The 20,361-nt window shown below is 57.7% G+C and carries 10 protein-coding genes, 2 tRNA genes and 3 rRNA genes; 5 read left to right on the top strand and 10 right to left on the bottom strand.

Annotated features, from left to right (window positions below; all coding sequences use genetic code 11):
- Positions 1-186 precede the first annotated feature (186 nt).
- The 3 genes from mksB to mksF are packed head-to-tail and all read left to right on the top strand — an operon-like array spanning position 187 to position 4,998.
- Positions 187-1,464: an Mks condensin complex protein MksB gene (gene mksB, locus ACM530_RS06445; RefSeq protein WP_145165474.1), complete on the top strand. Its 1,278-nt coding sequence runs from the start codon at positions 187-189 to the stop codon at positions 1,462-1,464.
- The gene (gene mksE / locus ACM530_RS06450; protein WP_145165472.1) at positions 1,454-2,161 is read left to right on the top strand and encodes an Mks condensin complex protein MksE; all 708 of its coding nucleotides are present in this window, start codon (positions 1,454-1,456) and stop codon (positions 2,159-2,161) included. Before mksB ends, mksE begins: the two co-directional genes overlap by 11 nt.
- On the top strand, positions 2,158-4,998 hold the full coding sequence (mksF, locus tag ACM530_RS06455) for an Mks condensin complex protein MksF (protein ID WP_106578505.1): 2,841 nt from the start codon (positions 2,158-2,160) through the stop codon (positions 4,996-4,998). Before mksE ends, mksF begins: the two co-directional genes overlap by 4 nt.
- Before the next feature lie 171 nt (positions 4,999-5,169).
- Here the strand turns inward: mksF and ACM530_RS06460 are convergent, their stop codons facing one another.
- The 10 genes from ACM530_RS06460 to ACM530_RS06505 all read right to left on the bottom strand — a co-directional run bounded on the left by ACM530_RS06460 (position 5,170) and on the right by ACM530_RS06505 (position 17,801).
- Positions 5,170-7,473, bottom strand: a complete 2,304-nt coding sequence (locus ACM530_RS06460) for an MlaD family protein (RefSeq protein WP_416364459.1) — start codon at positions 7,471-7,473, stop codon at positions 5,170-5,172.
- A complete protein-coding gene (locus ACM530_RS06465; protein WP_242195008.1) occupies positions 7,466-8,089 on the bottom strand; it encodes a paraquat-inducible protein A in 624 nt (207 codons plus the stop codon). Before ACM530_RS06465 ends, ACM530_RS06460 begins: the two co-directional genes overlap by 8 nt.
- Entirely contained in the window at positions 8,076-8,735 is a 660-nt protein-coding gene (locus ACM530_RS06470) for a paraquat-inducible protein A (protein ID WP_145165466.1), read from the bottom strand. The genes ACM530_RS06465 and ACM530_RS06470 overlap by 14 nt, the downstream gene beginning before the upstream one ends.
- 327 nt (positions 8,736-9,062) lie before the next feature.
- Positions 9,063-9,178: ribosomal RNA gene (gene rrf, locus ACM530_RS06475) — 5S ribosomal RNA — on the bottom strand.
- Between the two features lie 170 nt (positions 9,179-9,348).
- A 23S ribosomal RNA gene (locus ACM530_RS06480) occupies positions 9,349-12,240 on the bottom strand.
- Positions 12,241-12,491: 251 nt separating this feature from the next.
- A tRNA-Ala gene (locus ACM530_RS06485) sits at positions 12,492-12,567 on the bottom strand.
- A gap of 30 nt (positions 12,568-12,597) precedes the next feature.
- Positions 12,598-12,674 (bottom strand) — tRNA-Ile (locus tag ACM530_RS06490).
- An 83-nt stretch (positions 12,675-12,757) separates the two neighbouring features.
- Positions 12,758-14,294: ribosomal RNA gene (locus ACM530_RS06495) — 16S ribosomal RNA — on the bottom strand.
- The 16S, 23S and 5S rRNA genes sit together here with 2 tRNA genes alongside, the layout of an rRNA operon.
- 624 nt (positions 14,295-14,918) lie before the next feature.
- Entirely contained in the window at positions 14,919-16,412 is a 1,494-nt protein-coding gene (locus ACM530_RS06500; protein WP_416364460.1) for a CoA-acylating methylmalonate-semialdehyde dehydrogenase, read from the bottom strand.
- Between the two features lie 39 nt (positions 16,413-16,451).
- Entirely contained in the window at positions 16,452-17,801 is a 1,350-nt protein-coding gene (locus ACM530_RS06505; RefSeq protein ID WP_106577754.1) for an aspartate aminotransferase family protein, read from the bottom strand.
- Between the two features lie 125 nt (positions 17,802-17,926).
- Between ACM530_RS06505 and ACM530_RS06510 the strand changes: the two genes are divergently transcribed.
- Positions 17,927-18,847, top strand: a complete 921-nt coding sequence (locus ACM530_RS06510; RefSeq protein ID WP_145160389.1) for a LysR family transcriptional regulator — start codon at positions 17,927-17,929, stop codon at positions 18,845-18,847.
- 87 nt (positions 18,848-18,934) lie between these two features.
- Positions 18,935-20,329 carry a uracil-xanthine permease family protein gene (locus ACM530_RS06515; protein ID WP_262208893.1) on the top strand — a complete coding sequence of 465 codons (1,395 nt, stop codon included), beginning with the start codon at positions 18,935-18,937 and terminating at the stop codon, positions 20,327-20,329.
- Positions 20,330-20,361: the final 32 nt, after the last annotated feature.

The following is a 20,361-nucleotide window of genomic DNA, read 5'->3' on the forward strand; positions in this document are numbered from 1 at the left end:
GCGGTCAAGTAAGCGCGACGTCGGGACTCGATAAGCACAGCTCGGCCACTTGTGGATAACTAAAGAGCGGGGATTCTACCGCTGTTCGGTAACAATCGCCCACTGCGCACTGACCGGCTGTGGATAAATCCCGCGCCTGATGCAGTACAATCGCGACTTTTAATCGCCAACCAGCCGGCCATTCCCATGATCGAACCCAAGCGCGTCCTGCGCGCCCTCGCCGAACACTGGGCCTTACTTGAGCCACTGTGCGAACACTTCGACCAAGGCACCTTGAGCCTTGGCGAACTGCGCGCGCAACTGGCCGCCCAACAACTGGACAGCACGCCCCAGGACATCACCAGCCTGCTGGACGTGTGGATTCGCCTGGATATCCTGGTGCCTGTCGCCAAAAGCCCGAACCGTTTCGAGCTCAACGCACAGATCCACGACTTCCTGGCCTATCTTCGCAAGGAGCACCGGCTTGGCCTGTGCCTGGAAATCGAAGCCTACCTGCGCCACCTCGAGCGCCTGGCCGGCTACATTCAGGACGCTTTCGACATCCGCGATGGCCACGACCTGGCCCGCCAGCTGCGCCTGCTGGACATGCGCGTACGCGATGTATTGAAAAAACTCGCCAACGATGAGCAAGCCCTCGCGGCCGTGGCCGACCGCGCCAAGACCAGCGACCGGCAGATCCCGTTGCGCCAGCGTTACGCCGAAGTGCTGGCGACCTGGGACGAATACGTCGAGCCGATGATCCAGCTGGTGAACGCCGACGGCGCCTTCGAGCAAGGCGTGCGCAAGGTCGAAAACGTGCTGTTGCGCATGCTCACCGAGCAACAACGCCTCGGCCACCTGGTCGATGACGACATGCTGCTGCGCACCCACGCGCGCATCCTCGAAATGCAGACCAGCGCCCAACTGACCTTGCGTCATGCGCGCGAATTGCTGCTGCCGCTGCGTGAAGAAGCGCGCCGGCACAACGCCGTGACCCGTGGCGCCGCGCTGGCCTTGTCGGCCATCCGCCGTAAAGGTCTGGACGCCGTGCCGCAAGCGGCGATGCCGATGTTCACGCGACCGCAAAGCACCTTCCTCGGCAGTGCCAGCCAGGTCGAGGCCTATGTGTACGCGCTGGCGAATTTCGAGCCGAAACCGGCGCGTTTCCCCAAGGCGCACAAATCCCACAAGGGCGACGCCCAGCGTGCACCGCGCACGGTCAAGGAAATGCTCGAGCGCTGCGAAGACGCGCTGCCGATGCCAGACCTGATGACCTGGCTGCTGGAGCAGGAACCGGACGGCGCCACCGACGAATTGTTGTACTGGTTCTCACGCCTGTCCCGCGAAAAACGCTTCAAGCGCGAACGCCTGGAACGCCGCGATTACCACACACACGAGCACCAGGTCAGCCTGCGCTCATTCGCCCTGCTCCCGGCCGGCGCTGATATGGCCGAGAATTCTGCGAGTACACCTCATGCATCTTGATCTATCCGAACTGTCCCAGCTGGCGCCGATCTTTCGCGAGCTGTTCAAGGGTTACCACGTCAGCCGCCGCGACCCGGAGCTGTACGCGCAACTGTCGAACTTCCAGGACCAGTACCGCACGCTGTTCAAGGCGCTGGGTTTTGAACTGGTGTGCGATACACGCGGCTTCTATTACTTTGTGCCGGACTCGGCGATTGCCAGCGCGCAAGTGAACAAGACCGCCCAGCGCCTGGCGCTGTTCACCTTCATCCTTGTCGAGCACCTGGCCGACCAGGGCCGCGACCCGATCGCCGTGCTCGACGGCGGCAGCCTGGGCCGTGACGAGTTGCCGTCGTTGCTGGAGAAGTACCGCGACCTGTTTATCCAGGCCGAAGTGCAGACCCAGGAAGAACTTGAAGAAAAAATCATGCGCCGTATGACCCAATTGGGTTTTGCCAGCGAAGACAACGGCGTGTATCGCTTCCTGCCGCCGATGCACCGTTTCCTCGACGTGTGCCTGTCAGTGCAGCAGGACCGCGACCTCGCCGCCAGTGTGCACAGCGTGCTGCCTTTGCCGGTGCCGGTGATCATCGACGAAGACAGCGATGAAAAACTGCTCAAGACCGACGACCCGCTGGACTTGAGCGACTTTGACGAAGAAAGCGAAGAAGACGCCCTGGCCCGCGCCATTGCCGAAGAACAGGAGACCGACGCATGAGCAAGGAACGCTACGGCATCCGCCGCTTCGCCCTATTGAACACCGCCGGTTACAGTTTGGGCCTGTTCCCGCTGGAAGAACCGCTGTCGGTGTACGGCGCGAACAACCTGGGTAAATCCGCCTCGATCAACGCCCTGCAGTTCCCGATTCTGGCGCGCATGTCGGACATGAGTTTCGGCAAGTACACCCTGGAGCAATCGCGGCGCTTCTACTTTGCCACCGACACCAGCTACATCCTCGTGGAAGTCTCGCTGCCCCACGGCCCGCACGTGATCGGCGTGGTCGGGCGTGGCCCCGGCGGTGGTTTCGGGCACCAGTTCTTTGCCTATGCCGGCAAGCTGGACCTGGCGCATTACCAGAAAAACGACACCTGCCTGCGTCAGAAAGAGCTGTTCACCAACCTTGAGCGCGAAGGCCTGAAAGCCTACGAGCTCAAGCCGGACGAACTGCGCCGCTTGCTGGTGGGCGGCCACACGTCGATCCCGCTGGACCTGACCCTGATTCCGCTGCGCTCCACCAGCGAGCAGAGCCTGAAGACCTTCCGCGCACTGTTTATCAACCTGCTGCACATGCGCGAAATCACCGCCGCCAAGCTCAAGCAATTGTTCCTGGATGCCTTCGAACACAGCCTGCGCTCCGGCAGCGTGGACTACATCGCGGCGTGCGAAGAAGCGTTCCGCGATGTAAGGCGCATGGAGCAGGATTACAACTCGCTGGTGGCGGCCGGCCCGTTGGTTGAGGCGTTGGCCAATGGCGTTCGGCAGCGCGATGTATTGCGCGGCAAACTGCATCGCCTGTCGCCCTTGCTGGATTCGTTGCTGGGCACCTGGTCGGACTACGCCAGTGCGCGCAAGGAAGAGCTGACGATCCAGGCCGAGCATTACCGCAATGAGCAGGACGCGCTGCAAAACGATCAGCGCGGTGGCACTCAGGAGCTGATGCGCCTGGAGCGCGAAATAAGCGGCATCCAGCGTTGGCTGGGCGAGCTGTCGGTGCTCAAGCATCGCTTCGCCCTGGTGGATGACGTCAAGGTGCTGGAGCAGCAACTGCTGGCGGCCAAGGATGCCCACGATGAATTGGCGGGCGCCCTGGCGCAGTCGCGGCAGTTCAGCGCCGAGGATTTGGACGAGCGCTTGCGCGATCTGGAAAAACGCTTGAAGTCGGTCAAGCAGCAGCTCGACCACGCGGACAACAACAGCTACGCCAAACTGCGCGAAGAGTTTTCGCAGCAGGATGTCGAGCGTCTGATGCGCCTGTTCAACAGCTCGTTGTTCAGCCTGCCATTGGGCGAGCACGGCATCACGCTGGATGAGGACGGCCAGTGGGTCAAATCCCTGGAGCAGATCCTCGACGGCTTCAAAGGCGAGCGCTTCGAAGTGCCGGGGCTGTCCATCGACATCTCGCACATCGAGCCACCGGCGTTGCAGGCCCTGGCGGACCGCGCGGCGTTGCGCGACCAGAAAGAGCGCCTGGAAAAAGAACTCAAGCAACTCAAGACCCAGCAGGCCGTGGCCTCCGACCGCGCAGCGAGCAAGACCCAAACTGAAGCGCTGTACCAGCAAGTGCTGGATGCGCAGAAGGCACTGGAAGACTTCCGTCGCGCCCAGACCCTGAGCGCTGAAGAAGGCGAGAAGCTGGAAAACCTGGCGCAAATGGAAGCTGCCCAGGATGAGTTGAAGCGCTCCAGCGACGCCTTCACCGAACGTGTGCAGCAACTGTCGGCCAAGCTGCAACTGGTTGGGCGCCAGATTGGCGACATGGAGGCCAAGCAACGCACGCTGGATGACGCACTGCGCCGTCGTCAGCTGTTGCCGGCGGACTTGCCGTTCGGCACGCCGTTCATGGACCCGGTCGACGACTCCATGGATAACCTGCTGCCGCTGCTCAATGACTATCAGGACAGCTGGCAGGGTTTACTGCGCGCCGATGGCCAGATCGAAGCCTTGTATGCGCAGGTTCGCCTTAAAGGCGTGGCCAAGTTTGACAGCGAGGATGACGTCGAACGTCGCCTGCAACTGCTGATCAACGCGTATGCGCACCGCACTGACGAAGCCTTGACCTTGGGCAAGGCGCGCCGTGCAGCCGTCACCGATATTGCGCGCACCCTGCGCAATATCCGCAGCGACTACGACAGCCTGGAACACCAGTTGGCCTTGTTCAACCGCGAGATCAACAAGCGTCAGGTGTCCAACCTGCAAAGCTTCCGCATTGTGCTGGCGCCGAACAAGGAAGCCCTCAAGCATATCGACCAGATCATCCACAGTGCCGGTCAGTATGAAGAAGGCGAGACGTTGTCGGTGTTTGACCTCAGCCAGAGCGCCGAGCAAGACAACAAGAACGAGGAAGCCAAGGAGTACCTGGCGCGCCTGGTAGCCGCCAACCATAACCAGTTGGGCCTCAAGGACCTGTTCGAGCTGGCGTTCGAGATCACCAAGGTGCATGGCCAGCCGGTGATTCACACCGACATCGACGGCGCGGCATCCAACGGCACCACCATGACCATCAAGGCGCTGACCAACATGTACTTGTTGCTGCACTTGATGGACCGTGATCAGGCCGGGCGTGTGCGTTTGCCGTATTACCTCGATGAGGCAGCGGACATCGATGAGAAAAACCAGGCGGCGCTGCTGGAAACCAGTTTGCAGCTGGGTTTTGTGCCGATTCTGGCCAGTGTGAAGCCGCAGGTGTCCGCCCAGGTGGCGATTGACCTGGAAGGTGGCAGTGGACCGAACGGCATCTACATTGATGAGGCGGACTGGAAGTACATCCGTCGTCACGATGCGGTGAAGGCGACCGTGAATGTGCAGGCGGATGAGCCGGAGCTGGATGAGGTTTGATCCACTGAGCTGAAATTAAAAAAGGCCCCTGGGTGAGCACCCAGGGGCCTTTTTTTTCGCCTGTTATGGCCTCTTCGCGGGCAAGCCCGCTCCCACAGGTGAGCGCATTTCTACAGGATAAATGCGCTTGAATGTGGGAGCCGGGCTTGCCCGCGATGGCCGCGCCTCGGTTTATTTGCCGAGCGAAATCTTAGGCGCCCAGGTCAGCCATTCATCTTCAAACTTGTCGAACAGCGGGAAGGTCTGCTGCGGCCGGGCGGCATTGCCCATACGCTCGCCGTCTGGCGTGGCGAAAGCGATACCGCCGGCGACCAGCGTCTCCAGGGATTCAGTGCGCACCGTCGCGCCCTTGAACAGGCCGAAGTCGAGACCGAAACCGCTGGTGTTCCAGAAGCGGCTGCCGCTGCGCACCAGTGGCGCGTACTTGGGTTCGATCAAGATATGGATCAGCACGCGGTCGGCGGTCTGACCCAGCTCGTAGCCGGTGACTTTGCCGACGGTGACCTCACGGTAGGTGACCGGCACGCCTTCCTTCAACGAGCCACGGCGTGCGGCGCTGAGTACCAGGCTCAGGCCTTCCTCCTGACGGGCCGCCTCCGGTGGCTTGTCCAACGCGACGAAACTCTTTTGTGGGCCGGCGTTTTTCGCGGATGGCTGCACCTCGATGTACTGGCCCGTGACCAGGGTTTCCAGGTTCGAGGTTTTCATCAGGCCCAATTCGGGCTTGACCACCCAGAACTGACTGCCAGCGCGGGCGATCCGATCGGCTACTTGGGTGATGCGCGCGCTGAGCAACACCGACTGCATATCGGCACTGAGGTCGACGCTCTCGATCTTGCCCACGTCCAGGCCTTTGAAGCGTACCGCGGTGCCGGGGCGCAGGCCGTCGGCGCGATCGACCTTGATGGTCACCAGCGTGCCGTGTTGATTGGCGGCTTCGCGATCGGCAAACAGACGGAAGCGCGGGATACGTTTTTTCAGCGGCACGTTCGGTTCCGGGGTCTCGAAGGCAATACCGCCGGCCATCAAGCTGGCCAGGGATTCACTCTTGACCTGGATGCCCCCGGTGAGCCCGCCCGTCAGCGTGACGCCGCTGGCATTCCAGAAGCGCGTCGAACCGTTAACCAGGTTTTCGTATTCCTTCTCGATGTGAACACCGATCACCAATTGCTTGTTCTTGCGCGAGAACTGGTAGCTCTGTACCGAACCCACCTTGACCTGTTTGTAGAGGATCGGGCTGCCGACATCCAGCGAGCCGAGGCTGTCGGTGAACAACACCATGTGCAGGCCGGGGGAACGCAGGTCCAACGGTGGTGCCTTGGCCCGAGCGACGAATTCGCGCTGCGGCGCACTGCCTTTGTCGCCAGGGCGAATGGCGATGTAGTTACCTTTGACCAGCGCTTCCAGGCCAGTGATACCGGCAAGCGAGATGGACGGTTTGACCACCCAGAACTGGGTGTCTTGCACCAGGTAGTCTTCGGCAAGCGGGTCGAGGGTCAGCTCGGCATTGGCGCTGGACAGGTCGGGGTCAATCTTCAGGGTTTTCAGGCTACCGACCTGAATACCTTTGTACATGACCGGTGTGCGCCCGGCCTGCAGACCTTCGAAGTCGGTGAGTTTGACCTTGACCTTGAGACCGGCCGCCGCTGCGTCGAAGTCTTCGTATAAGCGAAACGGCAGGCTTGGATCGGTGGGAGGGCTGTCCTTGCGGTTCTCGGGTGTGGCGAAAGCGATGCCGCCGGCAACAATGCTCGCGAGAGACTCGCTGCGCACTTTCACGCCGGAGAGGTTGGCGTCGATGCTGATGCCGCTGGCGTTCCAAAAGCGCGTATGTTTGCGCACCAGGCTGGCGTAAGTGGGCTCGATGTAGACCTTGATCTCGACCGTACTCTGGTCTTCGGACAACAGGTAGCTTTTGACCTGGCCAACCTGAATCTGCTTGTAGAACACCGGGCTGCCACGGTTGAGCGAGCCCAGGCGATCGGCCTTGATGGTCAGGTGCAAGCCGGGCTTGGCGTCGGATAAAGGCGGCTCTTCGGACAGGGCCTTGAACTTGCGGGACGGCTCGCCGTCGCCAGGGCTGGCCGCAATGTAGTTACCCGAGACCAGGGTTTCCAGGCCTGTGATACCGGCGAGGCTGACGCTGGGTTTGACCAGCCAGAAACGGGTGTTGGTCTTGAGGTATTGCTCCACATCCTTGTTCATCTCGATGGTGGCGATCACCCCACGATTGTTGCCCTCGTCGTCCAGGGCCAGGGTCTTGACCTTGCCCACGGGCATGCCTTTGTAGACCACTTCGGTCTTGTTGGCCTGGATGCCCTCGCCGCTTTCAAAGCGCACCTGGATCTCGATGCCTTGTTGGGAATAGGCACGCCATCCCAGCCAACCACCGATGATCAGGGCTATCAGGGGCAACACCCAAATGGCCGACCAGTTGGAGGCCGGGCGGGTTTTAGCTTTTGGCAAATCACTCATGGTCGTCGTCCGACTCCGTGTTGTCCCAAATCAGTCGGGGATCAAAAGTTACTGCGGCAAGCATCGTCAAGATCACCACACTGGCGAACGCTGCAGCACCGAGATTAGCCTCGACACTGGCAAGTCGCCCAAAGTTAACAACCGCTACCAGGATGGCGATCACGAAGATATCCAGCATGGACCAGCGGCCAATGAATTCGATAAAGCGGTACATGATAATCCGTTGTTGTGCGGACAGCGGCTGGCGACGCTGCACCGAGAACAACAGCAGGCCAATGCCCACCAGCTTGAATGTCGGTACAAGAATACTGGCAATAAACACCACAGCAGCAATGGGGAACATGCCGTGCTGCACCAGCTGGATCACGCCGGCCATGATGGTACTTGGATCGCCCTGGCCAAGGGAGTTAACGGTCATGATTGGTAACAGGTTGGCGGGGATATACAGGATCGCCGCCGTGACCAGTAACGCCCAGGTACGCGTAAGGCTGTTGGGACGACGGGCGTGGATCAGCGCACCGCAACGGGTGCAGAGCTGCTCATCGGTGTCGGCCTCTTGCTTGTTCAGCTCGTGGCATTCGGTACAAATCAGAATGCCTGCATCAATCGCCCGCATGATCATCCTCTCCTGACAACGCTTGCCAGATCTGGTGGGGCGACATCACCACCTCAAGCAGCACCTGAACCATTAATAGACTGACGAAACAGATAAGCCCCAGGCCGACCGTGATGGAGGCCATGTCGGCGAGTTTGACGATCGCCACGAGCACGCCCATCAGGTAGACCTCCAACATTCCCCAGTCTTTCAAGTGATGGTAAATGCGGTAAAGCAACAACCCATAGCTGCGGCCGATCTTCCAGCGAATGCTCAGCAGCACAGCCAATTGGCAGAGCAATTTGAGCAATGGGATGCCCATGCTGCACAGAAACACCACTGCGGCGACGCCTTGCATGCCGGTATCGAACAGACCTACAACCCCGCTCCAAACGGTGTCCTCTGAGGACTGCCCGAGTAGATTGAGCTGCATGATGGGTAAAAAGTTCGCGGGGATGTACAGCAATAACGCGGCAATTACCAAGGCGAGGCTTCGCTCAACGACATTGTAGCGGTGAGCATAGAGCTCGTAACCGCAGCGTGGGCATTGAGCCTTTTCGCCTCGAGCGAGCGTGGGCTTGCGCATCAGCAAGTCGCACTCATGGCATGCCACCAGATCGTCCAGGGGTAAATCCGACACCGCTGGGGTATCAACCGGATCGGGCATAGTTAGGGCTCGAACTCTAAAAAAGGTTAGGTGCCTATTCTAATGGTCTGGTTCAGAAATAACTGTGCAAATTTGTCGGCCGGGATTGAGCCGCTGGTCGAGGGGGCGGTCGCGGCATGCGGCGCGAATAATGGGATGACGGAGCGTCCGCTGATATTGGCGATCTCGGGGAGAAGGTTGGGCTTTCGCTCGATATCAGAACGTTCGCGTTATTCGGAGAATGCGCGTTTTGCTGGCGTTCGTTGCCAGCACGCTTGCACCTGCGCTTTTCGACCGCCCAAAACAAAACCCCTGTTTGCGTTAGCAAACAGGGGCTCTGGAATTTAATCTTGACGATGACCTACTCTCACATGGGGAAACCCCACACTACCATCGGCGATGCATCGTTTCACTGCTGAGTTCGGGATGGGATCAGGTGGTTCCAATGCTCTATGGTCGTCAAGAAATTCGGGTACTGAGTCGTGACCATGTGGTCTCGCTTCAGCAAATTGGGTATGTGACAGCTTTCGGTGTTTTGTGAGATTCGAACTTTCGGTTCATTTCGTCTTCACACACCGCAATCTGGTGCTCTTTCGCTTTTCAGCTCGAAGCAAGCAAATTGCTTGGGTGTTATATGGTCAAGCCTCACGGGCAATTAGTATTGGTTAGCTCAACGCCTCACAGCGCTTACACACCCAACCTATCAACGTCGTAGTCTTCGACGGCCCTTCAGGGAACTCAAGGTTCCAGTGAGATCTCATCTTGAGGCTAGTTTCCCGCTTAGATGCTTTCAGCGGTTATCTATTCCGAACATAGCTACCCGGCAATGCCACTGGCGTGACAACCGGAACACCAGAGGTTCGTCCACTCCGGTCCTCTCGTACTAGGAGCAGCCCCTCTCAAATCTCAAACGTCCACGGCAGATAGGGACCGAACTGTCTCACGACGTTCTAAACCCAGCTCGCGTACCACTTTAAATGGCGAACAGCCATACCCTTGGGACCGGCTTCAGCCCCAGGATGTGATGAGCCGACATCGAGGTGCCAAACACCGCCGTCGATATGAACTCTTGGGCGGTATCAGCCTGTTATCCCCGGAGTACCTTTTATCCGTTGAGCGATGGCCCTTCCATACAGAACCACCGGATCACTAAGACCTACTTTCGTACCTGCTCGACGTGTCTGTCTCGCAGTCAAGCGCGCTTTTGCCTTTATACTCTACGACCGATTTCCGACCGGTCTGAGCGCACCTTCGTACTCCTCCGTTACTCTTTAGGAGGAGACCGCCCCAGTCAAACTACCCACCATACACTGTCCTCGATCCGGATAACGGACCTGAGTTAGAACCTCAAAGTTGCCAGGGTGGTATTTCAAGGTTGGCTCCACGCAGACTGGCGTCCACGCTTCAAAGCCTCCCACCTATCCTACACAAGCAAATTCAAAGTCCAGTGCAAAGCTATAGTAAAGGTTCACGGGGTCTTTCCGTCTAGCCGCGGATACACTGCATCTTCACAGCGATTTCAATTTCACTGAGTCTCGGGTGGAGACAGCGCCGCCATCGTTACGCCATTCGTGCAGGTCGGAACTTACCCGACAAGGAATTTCGCTACCTTAGGACCGTTATAGTTACGGCCGCCGTTTACCGGGGCTTCGATCAAGAGCTTCGCGTTAGCTAACCCCATCAATTAACCTTCCGGCACCGGGCAGGCGTCACACCCTATACGTCCACTTTCGTGTTTGCAGAGTGCTGTGTTTTTAATAAACAGTCGCAGCGGCCTGGTATCTTCGACCGGCATGAGCTTACGGAGCAAGTCCTTCACCCTCACCGGCGCACCTTCTCCCGAAGTTACGGTGCCATTTTGCCTAGTTCCTTCACCCGAGTTCTCTCAAGCGCCTTGGTATTCTCTACCCAACCACCTGTGTCGGTTTGGGGTACGGTTCCTGGTTACCTGAAGCTTAGAAGCTTTTCTTGGAAGCATGGCATCAACCACTTCGTTAACTAAAAGTTAACTCGTCATCAGCTCTCGGCCTTAAGATCCCGGATTTACCTAAGATCTCAGCCTACCACCTTAAACTTGGACAACCAACGCCAAGCTGGCCTAGCCTTCTCCGTCCCTCCATCGCAATAACCAGAAGTACAGGAATATTAACCTGTTTTCCATCGACTACGCTTTTCAGCCTCGCCTTAGGGACCGACTAACCCTGCGTCGATTAACGTTGCGCAGGAAACCTTGGTCTTTCGGCGTGGGTGTTTTTCACACCCATTGTCGTTACTCATGTCAGCATTCGCACTTCTGATACCTCCAGCAAGCTTCTCAACTCACCTTCACAGGCTTACAGAACGCTCCTCTACCGCATCACTTACGTGATACCCGTAGCTTCGGTGTATGGTTTGAGCCCCGTTACATCTTCCGCGCAGGCCGACTCGACTAGTGAGCTATTACGCTTTCTTTAAAGGGTGGCTGCTTCTAAGCCAACCTCCTAGCTGTCTAAGCCTTCCCACATCGTTTCCCACTTAACCATAACTTTGGGACCTTAGCTGACGGTCTGGGTTGTTTCCCTTTTCACGACGGACGTTAGCACCCGCCGTGTGTCTCCCATGCTCGGCACTTGTAGGTATTCGGAGTTTGCATCGGTTTGGTAAGTCGGGATGACCCCCTAGCCGAAACAGTGCTCTACCCCCTACAGTGATACATGAGGCGCTACCTAAATAGCTTTCGAGGAGAACCAGCTATCTCCGAGCTTGATTAGCCTTTCACTCCGATCCACAGGTCATCCGCTAACTTTTCAACGGTAGTCGGTTCGGTCCTCCAGTTAGTGTTACCCAACCTTCAACCTGCCCATGGATAGATCGCCCGGTTTCGGGTCTATTCCCAGCGACTAGACGCCCTATTAAGACTCGCTTTCGCTACGCCTCCCCTATTCGGTTAAGCTCGCCACTGAAAATAAGTCGCTGACCCATTATACAAAAGGTACGCAGTCACAGAACAAAGTCTGCTCCCACTGCTTGTACGCATACGGTTTCAGGATCTATTTCACTCCCCTCTCCGGGGTTCTTTTCGCCTTTCCCTCACGGTACTAGTTCACTATCGGTCAGTCAGTAGTATTTAGCCTTGGAGGATGGTCCCCCCATATTCAGACAAAGTTTCTCGTGCTCCGTCCTACTCGATTTCATGACTAAGAGATTTTCGCGTACAGGGCTATCACCCACTATGGCCGCACTTTCCAGAGCGTTCCGCTAATCTCAAAGCCACTTAAGGGCTAGTCCCCGTTCGCTCGCCACTACTAAGGGAATCTCGGTTGATTTCTTTTCCTCAGGGTACTTAGATGTTTCAGTTCCCCTGGTTCGCCCCTTACACCTATGTATTCAGTGTAAGGTAACCATCTTATGATGGCTGGGTTCCCCCATTCAGACATCTCCGGATCAAAGTCTGTTTGCCGACTCCCCGAAGCTTTTCGCAGGCTACCACGTCTTTCATCGCCTCTGACTGCCAAGGCATCCACCGTATGCGCTTCTTCACTTGACCATATAACCCCAAGCAATCTGGTTATACTGTGAAGACAACATTCGCCGAAAATTCGATAATACTCAATTACGAGTAACTCACAAATTTTACCTTAGCCTGATCCGTTACCAGTGAAAGTAACGTTCAGTCTATCTTTCTATCACATACCCAAATTTTTAAAGAACGATCTAATCAAAGACTAGAAATCAACATTCACCATCACCTGGATGGAATGCTCATTTCTAAGCTTTCAAAACTTTCAGAAGCAGTAGTGGTGGAGCCAAACGGGATCGAACCGTTGACCTCCTGCGTGCAAGGCAGGCGCTCTCCCAGCTGAGCTATGGCCCCGTATTTCTACAGGCGTTTCCCACACAAAATTGGTGGGTCTGGGCAGATTCGAACTGCCGACCTCACCCTTATCAGGGGTGCGCTCTAACCAACTGAGCTACAGACCCAATTTCGGGCTGCTTCTTTATCGTCTTCTTCAATGAATCAAGCAATTCGTGTGGGAACTTATGGAGCAGCTGATGTCGTCGATTAAGGAGGTGATCCAGCCGCAGGTTCCCCTACGGCTACCTTGTTACGACTTCACCCCAGTCATGAATCACACCGTGGTAACCGTCCTCCCGAAGGTTAGACTAGCTACTTCTGGTGCAACCCACTCCCATGGTGTGACGGGCGGTGTGTACAAGGCCCGGGAACGTATTCACCGCGACATTCTGATTCGCGATTACTAGCGATTCCGACTTCACGCAGTCGAGTTGCAGACTGCGATCCGGACTACGATCGGTTTTATGGGATTAGCTCCACCTCGCGGCTTGGCAACCCTCTGTACCGACCATTGTAGCACGTGTGTAGCCCAGGCCGTAAGGGCCATGATGACTTGACGTCATCCCCACCTTCCTCCGGTTTGTCACCGGCAGTCTCCTTAGAGTGCCCACCATTACGTGCTGGTAACTAAGGACAAGGGTTGCGCTCGTTACGGGACTTAACCCAACATCTCACGACACGAGCTGACGACAGCCATGCAGCACCTGTCTCAATGCTCCCGAAGGCACCAATCTATCTCTAGAAAGTTCATTGGATGTCAAGGCCTGGTAAGGTTCTTCGCGTTGCTTCGAATTAAACCACATGCTCCACCGCTTGTGCGGGCCCCCGTCAATTCATTTGAGTTTTAACCTTGCGGCCGTACTCCCCAGGCGGTCAACTTAATGCGTTAGCTGCGCCACTAAAAGCTCAAGGCTTCCAACGGCTAGTTGACATCGTTTACGGCGTGGACTACCAGGGTATCTAATCCTGTTTGCTCCCCACGCTTTCGCACCTCAGTGTCAGTATTAGTCCAGGTGGTCGCCTTCGCCACTGGTGTTCCTTCCTATATCTACGCATTTCACCGCTACACAGGAAATTCCACCACCCTCTACCATACTCTAGTCAGTCAGTTTTGAATGCAGTTCCCAGGTTGAGCCCGGGGATTTCACATCCAACTTAACAAACCACCTACGCGCGCTTTACGCCCAGTAATTCCGATTAACGCTTGCACCCTCTGTATTACCGCGGCTGCTGGCACAGAGTTAGCCGGTGCTTATTCTGTCGGTAACGTCAAAACACTAACGTATTAGGTTAATGCCCTTCCTCCCAACTTAAAGTGCTTTACAATCCGAAGACCTTCTTCACACACGCGGCATGGCTGGATCAGGCTTTCGCCCATTGTCCAATATTCCCCACTGCTGCCTCCCGTAGGAGTCTGGACCGTGTCTCAGTTCCAGTGTGACTGATCATCCTCTCAGACCAGTTACGGATCGTCGCCTTGGTGAGCCATTACCTCACCAACTAGCTAATCCGACCTAGGCTCATCTGATAGCGCAAGGCCCGAAGGTCCCCTGCTTTCTCCCGTAGGACGTATGCGGTATTAGCGTCCGTTTCCGAACGTTATCCCCCACTACCAGGCAGATTCCTAGGCATTACTCACCCGTCCGCCGCTCTCAAGAGAAGCAAGCTTCTCTCTACCGCTCGACTTGCATGTGTTAGGCCTGCCGCCAGCGTTCAATCTGAGCCATGATCAAACTCTTCAGTTCAAACATCTTTGGGTTTTTAAGAAACCCTAAACTTGGCTCAGCAATCGTTGGTTACATCTTTGATTTCTCGCGGAGTAACTTGTGATGCTGATAATCTTGTTGACTATCAGTCTGACTCCACAAGCACCCACACGAATTGCTTGATTCAGTTGTTAAAGAGCGGTTGGTTAAGATCTTTCGTCTCAACCGAGGCGCGCATTCTACAGCAGCCTCATTTGCTGTCAAGTGATTATTTTCAGAAGTTTTCGAAGATTTCTTCAACAACTTCAACCACTTGCGCTTCCGATCTCTCGTTAGCGGGAGGCGAATTCTACAGCGTTACACGCTGCTGTCAACACCTCTTTTTCTCCGCTTTCGACCGAGAAGATCGAAACGCTAATAGAGCCAAACAACACCGCCCTACCAACTCCTTCTGGGCTTCGATGAACTGAAGCAACTCGCTGTCGAATCTCGCGTAACTCTTTGTTTACCAAGGAGTTTTCCGTTTCGACTGCGCCGGAAGTGGGGCGAATTATAGACTTCCAGAATCTGCCGTCAACACCTTTTTTCACATTTCTGTCATATCGGTCAATAAAGCCCCAAAAACGACAAAGCCGGCCCCAGGGGGCCGGCTTTTATCCCGCCTTACAGGCTAGGAAAGGCAAACTGCGACGCTTCATGGCTGGCTCGTTGCGGCCAACGCTGGGTGATCGCCTTGCGACGGGTATAGAAACGCACCCCATCCGGCCCATAGGCATGCAAGTCGCCAAACAGCGAGCGCTTCCAGCCGCCGAAGCTGTGATAAGCCACCGGCACCGGCAGCGGGACGTTCACCCCGACCATGCCCACTTCAATCTCGTCACAGAACAGGCGCGCCGCCTCACCGTCACGAGTAAAGATGCAAGTGCCATTACCGTACTCGTGATCATTGATCAGTTGCATCGCCGCTTCCAGGCTATCCACCCGAACCACACACAGCACCGGCCCAAAAATCTCTTCTTTATAGATACGCATCTCAGGCGTCACGCGATCAAACAGGCTGCCACCCAGGAAGAAGCCTTCTTCATGGCCCGCAATACTTAACCCGCGACCATCCACCACCAGCTCAGCGCCCGAAGCCACACCGTCTTCTATATAGCCACTGACCTTATCCCGCGCCTGGCCAGTCACCAACGGCCCCATATCCAGGCCGCAGGACGTGCCCGCACCAATCTTCAGCGCCTTGACCTGCGGCACCAGCTTGGCGATCAACGCATCCGTCACCTGATCACCCACACACACCGCCACCGAGATCGCCATGCAACGCTCACCGCACGAACCATACGCCGCGCCCATCAAGGCACTCACGGCGTTATCCAGGTCTGCGTCCGGCATCAGCACCGCGTGGTTCTTCGCCCCGCCCAGCGCTTGCACACGTTTGCCGCGCTTGGTCGCTTCGGAATAAATGTATTCGGCAATGGGCGTCGAGCCCACAAAGCTCAGCGCCTTGACTTCCGGCGCCTCGATCAGCGCATCCACCGCGCCCTTGTCACCGTGCACCACGCTCAACACGCCTTTAGGCAGGCCGGCTTCCTGCAGCAACTGCGCGATCAGCAGGGTAGAACTTGGATCACGCTCCGACGGTTTCAGGATGAAACAGTTGCCGCAGACAATGGCCAGCGGGTACATCCACAACGGCACCATCGCCGGGAAGTTGAACGGCGTAATACCAGCCACCACGCCCAACGGCTGGAAATCCGACCAGGCATCAATGTTCGGCCCCACGTTACGGCTGTACTCGCCCTTGAGAATCTCCGGCGCCGAGCACGCGTACTCGACGTTCTCGATCCCGCGCTTCAATTCACCCGCCGCGTCTTCCAGCGTCTTGCCGTGCTCTTCGCTGATCAACTGCGAGATGCGTGCTTCGTTTTGCTCCAGCAATTGCTTGAAACGAAACATCACCTGGGCACGTTTGGCCGGCGGGGTATTGCGCCACGCCGGGAACGCGGCCTTGGCCGAGTCGATCGCCTGTTGAATGGTTTCACGACTGGCCAGCGGCACTTGGTGAATCACTTGGCCGGTAGACGGGTTGTACACGTCGGCACTCCGGCCGCTGTCATTGACCAACTCACCGTTGATCAAATGCTGGATAAGGCTCATGCAGGGCTCCTGAAAAGGTGTTCTATATAGAAGGAGAAATCAGTCGATCTTGTTCAGCACTTCGCCGACCGCGTCAAACAGACGATCCAGGTCCTGCGGCTTGCTGTTGAAGGTTGGCCCGAACTGCAGGGTGTCGCCGCCAAAGCGCACGTAGAAGCCGGCTTTCCACAAGGCCATGCCGGCCTCGAATGGACGCACGATGGCATCACCGTCACGCGGAGCAATCTGGATCGCACCGGCCAGGCCGTAGTTACGAATGTCGATCACGTTCTTGCTGCCCTTCAAACCGTGCAGCGCATTCTCAAAGTGTGGCGCGACTTCGGCCACGCTCTGCACCAGGTTTTCCTTCTGCAGCAGGTCCAATGCCGCCAGGCCAGCCGCGCACGCCACCGGGTGTGCCGAGTAGGTATAGCCGTGGGGGAATTCCACGGCGTACTCCGGCGTCGCCTGGTTCATGAAGGTCTGATAGATCTCGCTGCTGGCAATCACCGCGCCCATCGGGATCGCGCCGTTGGTGACTTGCTTGGCGATGCACATCAGGTCCGGGGTCACGCCGAAGCTGTCGGCGCCGAACATTGAGCCGGTACGGCCGAACCCGGTGATCACTTCGTCGAACACCAGCAGGATGTTGTGCTGATCGCAGATCTCACGCAGACGCTTGAGGTAGCCCTGTGGCGGCACCAGCACGCCAGCGGAGCCGGCCATCGGCTCAACAAACACGGCGGCGATGTTCGACGCGTCGTGCAGTTCGATCAACTTGAGCAGCTCATCGGCCAAGGCGATACCGCCCTGCTCCGGCATGCCACGAGAAAACGCATTGCTCGCCAGCAAGGTGTGAGGCAGGTGATCCACATCCATCAAGCCCTGACCAAACAGCTTCCGGTTACCGTTGACGCCGCCCAGGCTGGTGCCGGCGATGTTGACACCGTGATAGCCACGGGCGCGGCCGATCATTTTGGTCTTGGTCGCCTGGCCCTTAAGGCGCCAGTAGGCGCGCACCATCTTCACCGCGGTATCGGCGCACTCAGAGCCCGAGTCCGTGAAAAACACGTGGTTCAGATTGCCCGGCGTCAGGTCGGTAATCTTTTCTGCCAGCTGGAACGAAAGCGGATGGCCGTATTGGAAGCCCGGGGAGTAGTCCAGGGTGCCCAGTTGCTTGGCGACCGCTTCCTGGATTTCCTTGCGGGTGTGCCCGGCGCCGCAGGTCCACAGGCCCGACAACGAGTCGTACACCTTGCGGCCCTTGTCATCGGTCAACCAGCTGCCTTCGGCGGCCACGATCAGGCGCGGGTCACGCTGGAAGTTACGGTTGGCGGTGTAGGGCATCCAGTGCGCATCCAACTTCAATTGGCTGGCCAGGGACGTAGGGGCGTTTTCGGGCATGTTCATCAGCAAAACCTCGCAGGGCAAAAGGCAGCGTCGGGATTGAAAAGCGTTCTTGCAGCTAAATTGCCACGGGGATAAAGTCGGTGAAATTCAACTTTTCTAACCTTCAGTCAGGCCTTCACTAAACTATGAGCAGCCGTCGACCCGACCCCCTGGCCCAAGTCAGTGACTTCGATATCCGCCTGTTGCGCATCTTTCGCAGCGTGGTGGAGTGCGGCGGCTTCTCGGCAGCAGAAACCGTGCTCGGCATTGGCCGCTCGGCCATCAGCCAGCAGATGAGCGACCTCGAACAGCGCCTGGGATTGCGCCTGTGCCAACGCGGGCGTGCCGGTTTCTCGCTCACCGAAGAAGGCCGCGAGGTCTACCAATCGGCCCTGCAGCTATTAAGTGCCCTGGAAAGCTTTCGCACTGAGGTCAACGGCCTGCATCAGCATTTGCGTGGTGAGCTGATCATCGGCCTCACCGACAACCTCGTCACCCTGCCCCACATGCGCATCACTCACGCGTTGGCACAGTTGAAGGAACGCGGCCCGGACGTGCAGATACAAATCCGCATGATCGCCCCCAATGAAGTCGAGCAAGGCGTACTCGACGGCCGCCTGCATGTCGGCGTTGTCCCCCAGGCCAGCGCGCTGTCGGGACTGGAATACCAGCCGCTGTACAGCGAACGTTCGCTGCTCTATTGCGCGGTTGGCCACCCGCTGTTTTATGCCGACGACAAACAACTGGACGACACCCGCCTCGACAGCCAGGACGCCATCGCCCCCACCTTCCGCTTGCCCGCCGAGATCCAGGCCCATTACCAGGCACTCAACTGCACCGCCAGTGCCTCGGACCGCGAAGGCATGGCGTTCCTGATCCTCACGGGTCGCTACATTGGTTACCTGCCTGACCACTACGCCAGCCTGTGGGTGCAACAAGGCCGACTGCGTGCGCTGAAACCGACTACACGTTTTTACGATTTGAGCCTCGCATCGGTCACGCGCAAGGGCCGTCGCCCTCATTTGGTGCTGGAAAGCTTTCTCGAGAGTCTGGCGGCAACGCGCTAGCTCGGGCCTTTCGGCAAAAGCTGAGCAACTGGACAGCTTTTTGCAAGGCACAAGGACCTTGAACCGTCCGCCCTGAGTTTGCCCGCCATGCCACCAGAAACCTCCAGCCCCAGCGACCTGATCTACGGCCTCAACGACCGCCCAAAACCCATCCCGGCAATACTGGCCGCCGCGCAACACGTGCTGGCGGCGTTCGTCGGCATTATCACGCCGCCTTTGATTATTGGATCCACGCTGGGCCTCACCGCCCATTTGCCCTACCTGATCAGCATGGCGCTGATGGTCTCCGGCGTCGGCACCTTCATTCAGGCGCGCAGGCCATTTGGCATCGGTGCCGGGATGATCTGCCTGCAAGGCACCAGCTTTGCGTTTCTCGGCGCAGTATTGTCGGCAGGCTTTCTGGTCAAGCAACGCGGTGGCAGCCCGGAAGACATCATGGCGATGGTCTTCGGCGTGTGCTTTTTCGGCGCGGCGGTACAGATCGTGCTGAGCCGCTTTATCGGCCAACTGCGCCGAGTGATCACGCCCCTGGTCACCGGGATTGTGATTACGCTGATCGGCATCAGCCTGATCAAGGTGGGCATCACCGACCTCGGCGGCGGCTTTAACGCGCCCGACTTCGGCGCTCCGGTGAACCTGGCGCTGGGCGTGTTCGTGGTGCTGACCATCATTCTGCTCAACCGCTCCAACACTCCGTGGGTACGCCTTTCGGCGATCATCATCGGCTTGGCCCTCGGCAGCCTGGCCGCCTGGTTCAGCGGCAAACTGGTGCCCCAAGCCCTGCCCGACTTGCCCTTGATCAGCGTGCCAATGCCCTTTCGCTTTGGTTTCAACTTCGACTGGAGCGCTTTTTTGCCCATCGCGCTGATTTATCTGATCAGCAGCATCGAAACCGTCGGTGACCTCACCGCCAATTGCATGATTGCGCGCCAACCCATCAGCGGCCCTTCTTATATAAGCCGACTCAAAGGCGGTGTATTGGGCGATGGTGTGAGTTGCATGATCGCCGCTACTTTCAGCGCCTTTCCCAACACCACCTTCGCGCAGAACAACGGCGTGATCCAACTCACCGGCGTCGCCAGCCGCTACGTCGGTTTGTACATCGGCGTGCTGCTGTTCTGTCTCGGCTTGTTTCCGTCGATTGGTGCCGTGCTGCAGCAAATTCCCAAGCCGGTATTGGGCGGCGCCACCCTGGTGATGTTCGGCAGCGTGGCCGCTGCCGGTGTGCGCATCCTTGCCCAGGCGCCACTGGACCGGCGCAGCATGCTGATCATCGCCACCTCGTTCGGCGTCGGCCTGGGCATTGCCGCCCAACCGGACCTGTTGCACTTGATGCCGTCCCTGGTGCGAAACTTGTTCGATTCAGCCATCACCAGCGGCGGCCTGACCGCCATCGTGTTGTGCCTGTTGTTACCGGAAACCAAAGCGACCTGCGTTGGCGCAAACCACGCGCCGGAAAGCGACACGCTGGAACCGCTTTGACGGTTTTATTGCATCGGGACTTGTCTGAGGCT

Origin of the sequence: Pseudomonas sp. NFX183 (assembly GCF_047943075.1) — a bacterium.
Classification (GTDB): Bacteria; Pseudomonadota; Gammaproteobacteria; order Pseudomonadales; family Pseudomonadaceae; genus Aquipseudomonas.

What these genes read in the sequence shown, in the direction of transcription:
- ACM530_RS06465 (WP_242195008.1), bottom strand. Translation starts at nt 8,089, where the DNA reads ATGCGGGCGATTGATGCAGGCATTCTGATTTGTACCGAATGCCACGAG.
- ACM530_RS06460 (WP_416364459.1), bottom strand. Translation starts at nt 7,473, where the DNA reads ATGAGTGATTTGCCAAAAGCTAAAACCCGCCCGGCCTCCAACTGGTCG.
- ACM530_RS06500 (WP_416364460.1), bottom strand. Translation starts at nt 16,412, where the DNA reads ATGAGCCTTATCCAGCATTTGATCAACGGTGAGTTGGTCAATGACAGC.
- ACM530_RS06470 (WP_145165466.1), bottom strand. Translation starts at nt 8,735, where the DNA reads ATGCCCGATCCGGTTGATACCCCAGCGGTGTCGGATTTACCCCTGGAC.
- mksB (WP_145165474.1), top strand. Translation starts at nt 187, where the DNA reads ATGATCGAACCCAAGCGCGTCCTGCGCGCCCTCGCCGAACACTGGGCC.
- ACM530_RS06515 (WP_262208893.1), top strand. Translation starts at nt 18,935, where the DNA reads ATGCCACCAGAAACCTCCAGCCCCAGCGACCTGATCTACGGCCTCAAC.
- mksF (WP_106578505.1), top strand. Translation starts at nt 2,158, where the DNA reads ATGAGCAAGGAACGCTACGGCATCCGCCGCTTCGCCCTATTGAACACC.
- ACM530_RS06505 (WP_106577754.1), bottom strand. Translation starts at nt 17,801, where the DNA reads ATGAACATGCCCGAAAACGCCCCTACGTCCCTGGCCAGCCAATTGAAG.
- mksE (WP_145165472.1), top strand. Translation starts at nt 1,454, where the DNA reads ATGCATCTTGATCTATCCGAACTGTCCCAGCTGGCGCCGATCTTTCGC.
- ACM530_RS06510 (WP_145160389.1), top strand. Translation starts at nt 17,927, where the DNA reads ATGAGCAGCCGTCGACCCGACCCCCTGGCCCAAGTCAGTGACTTCGAT.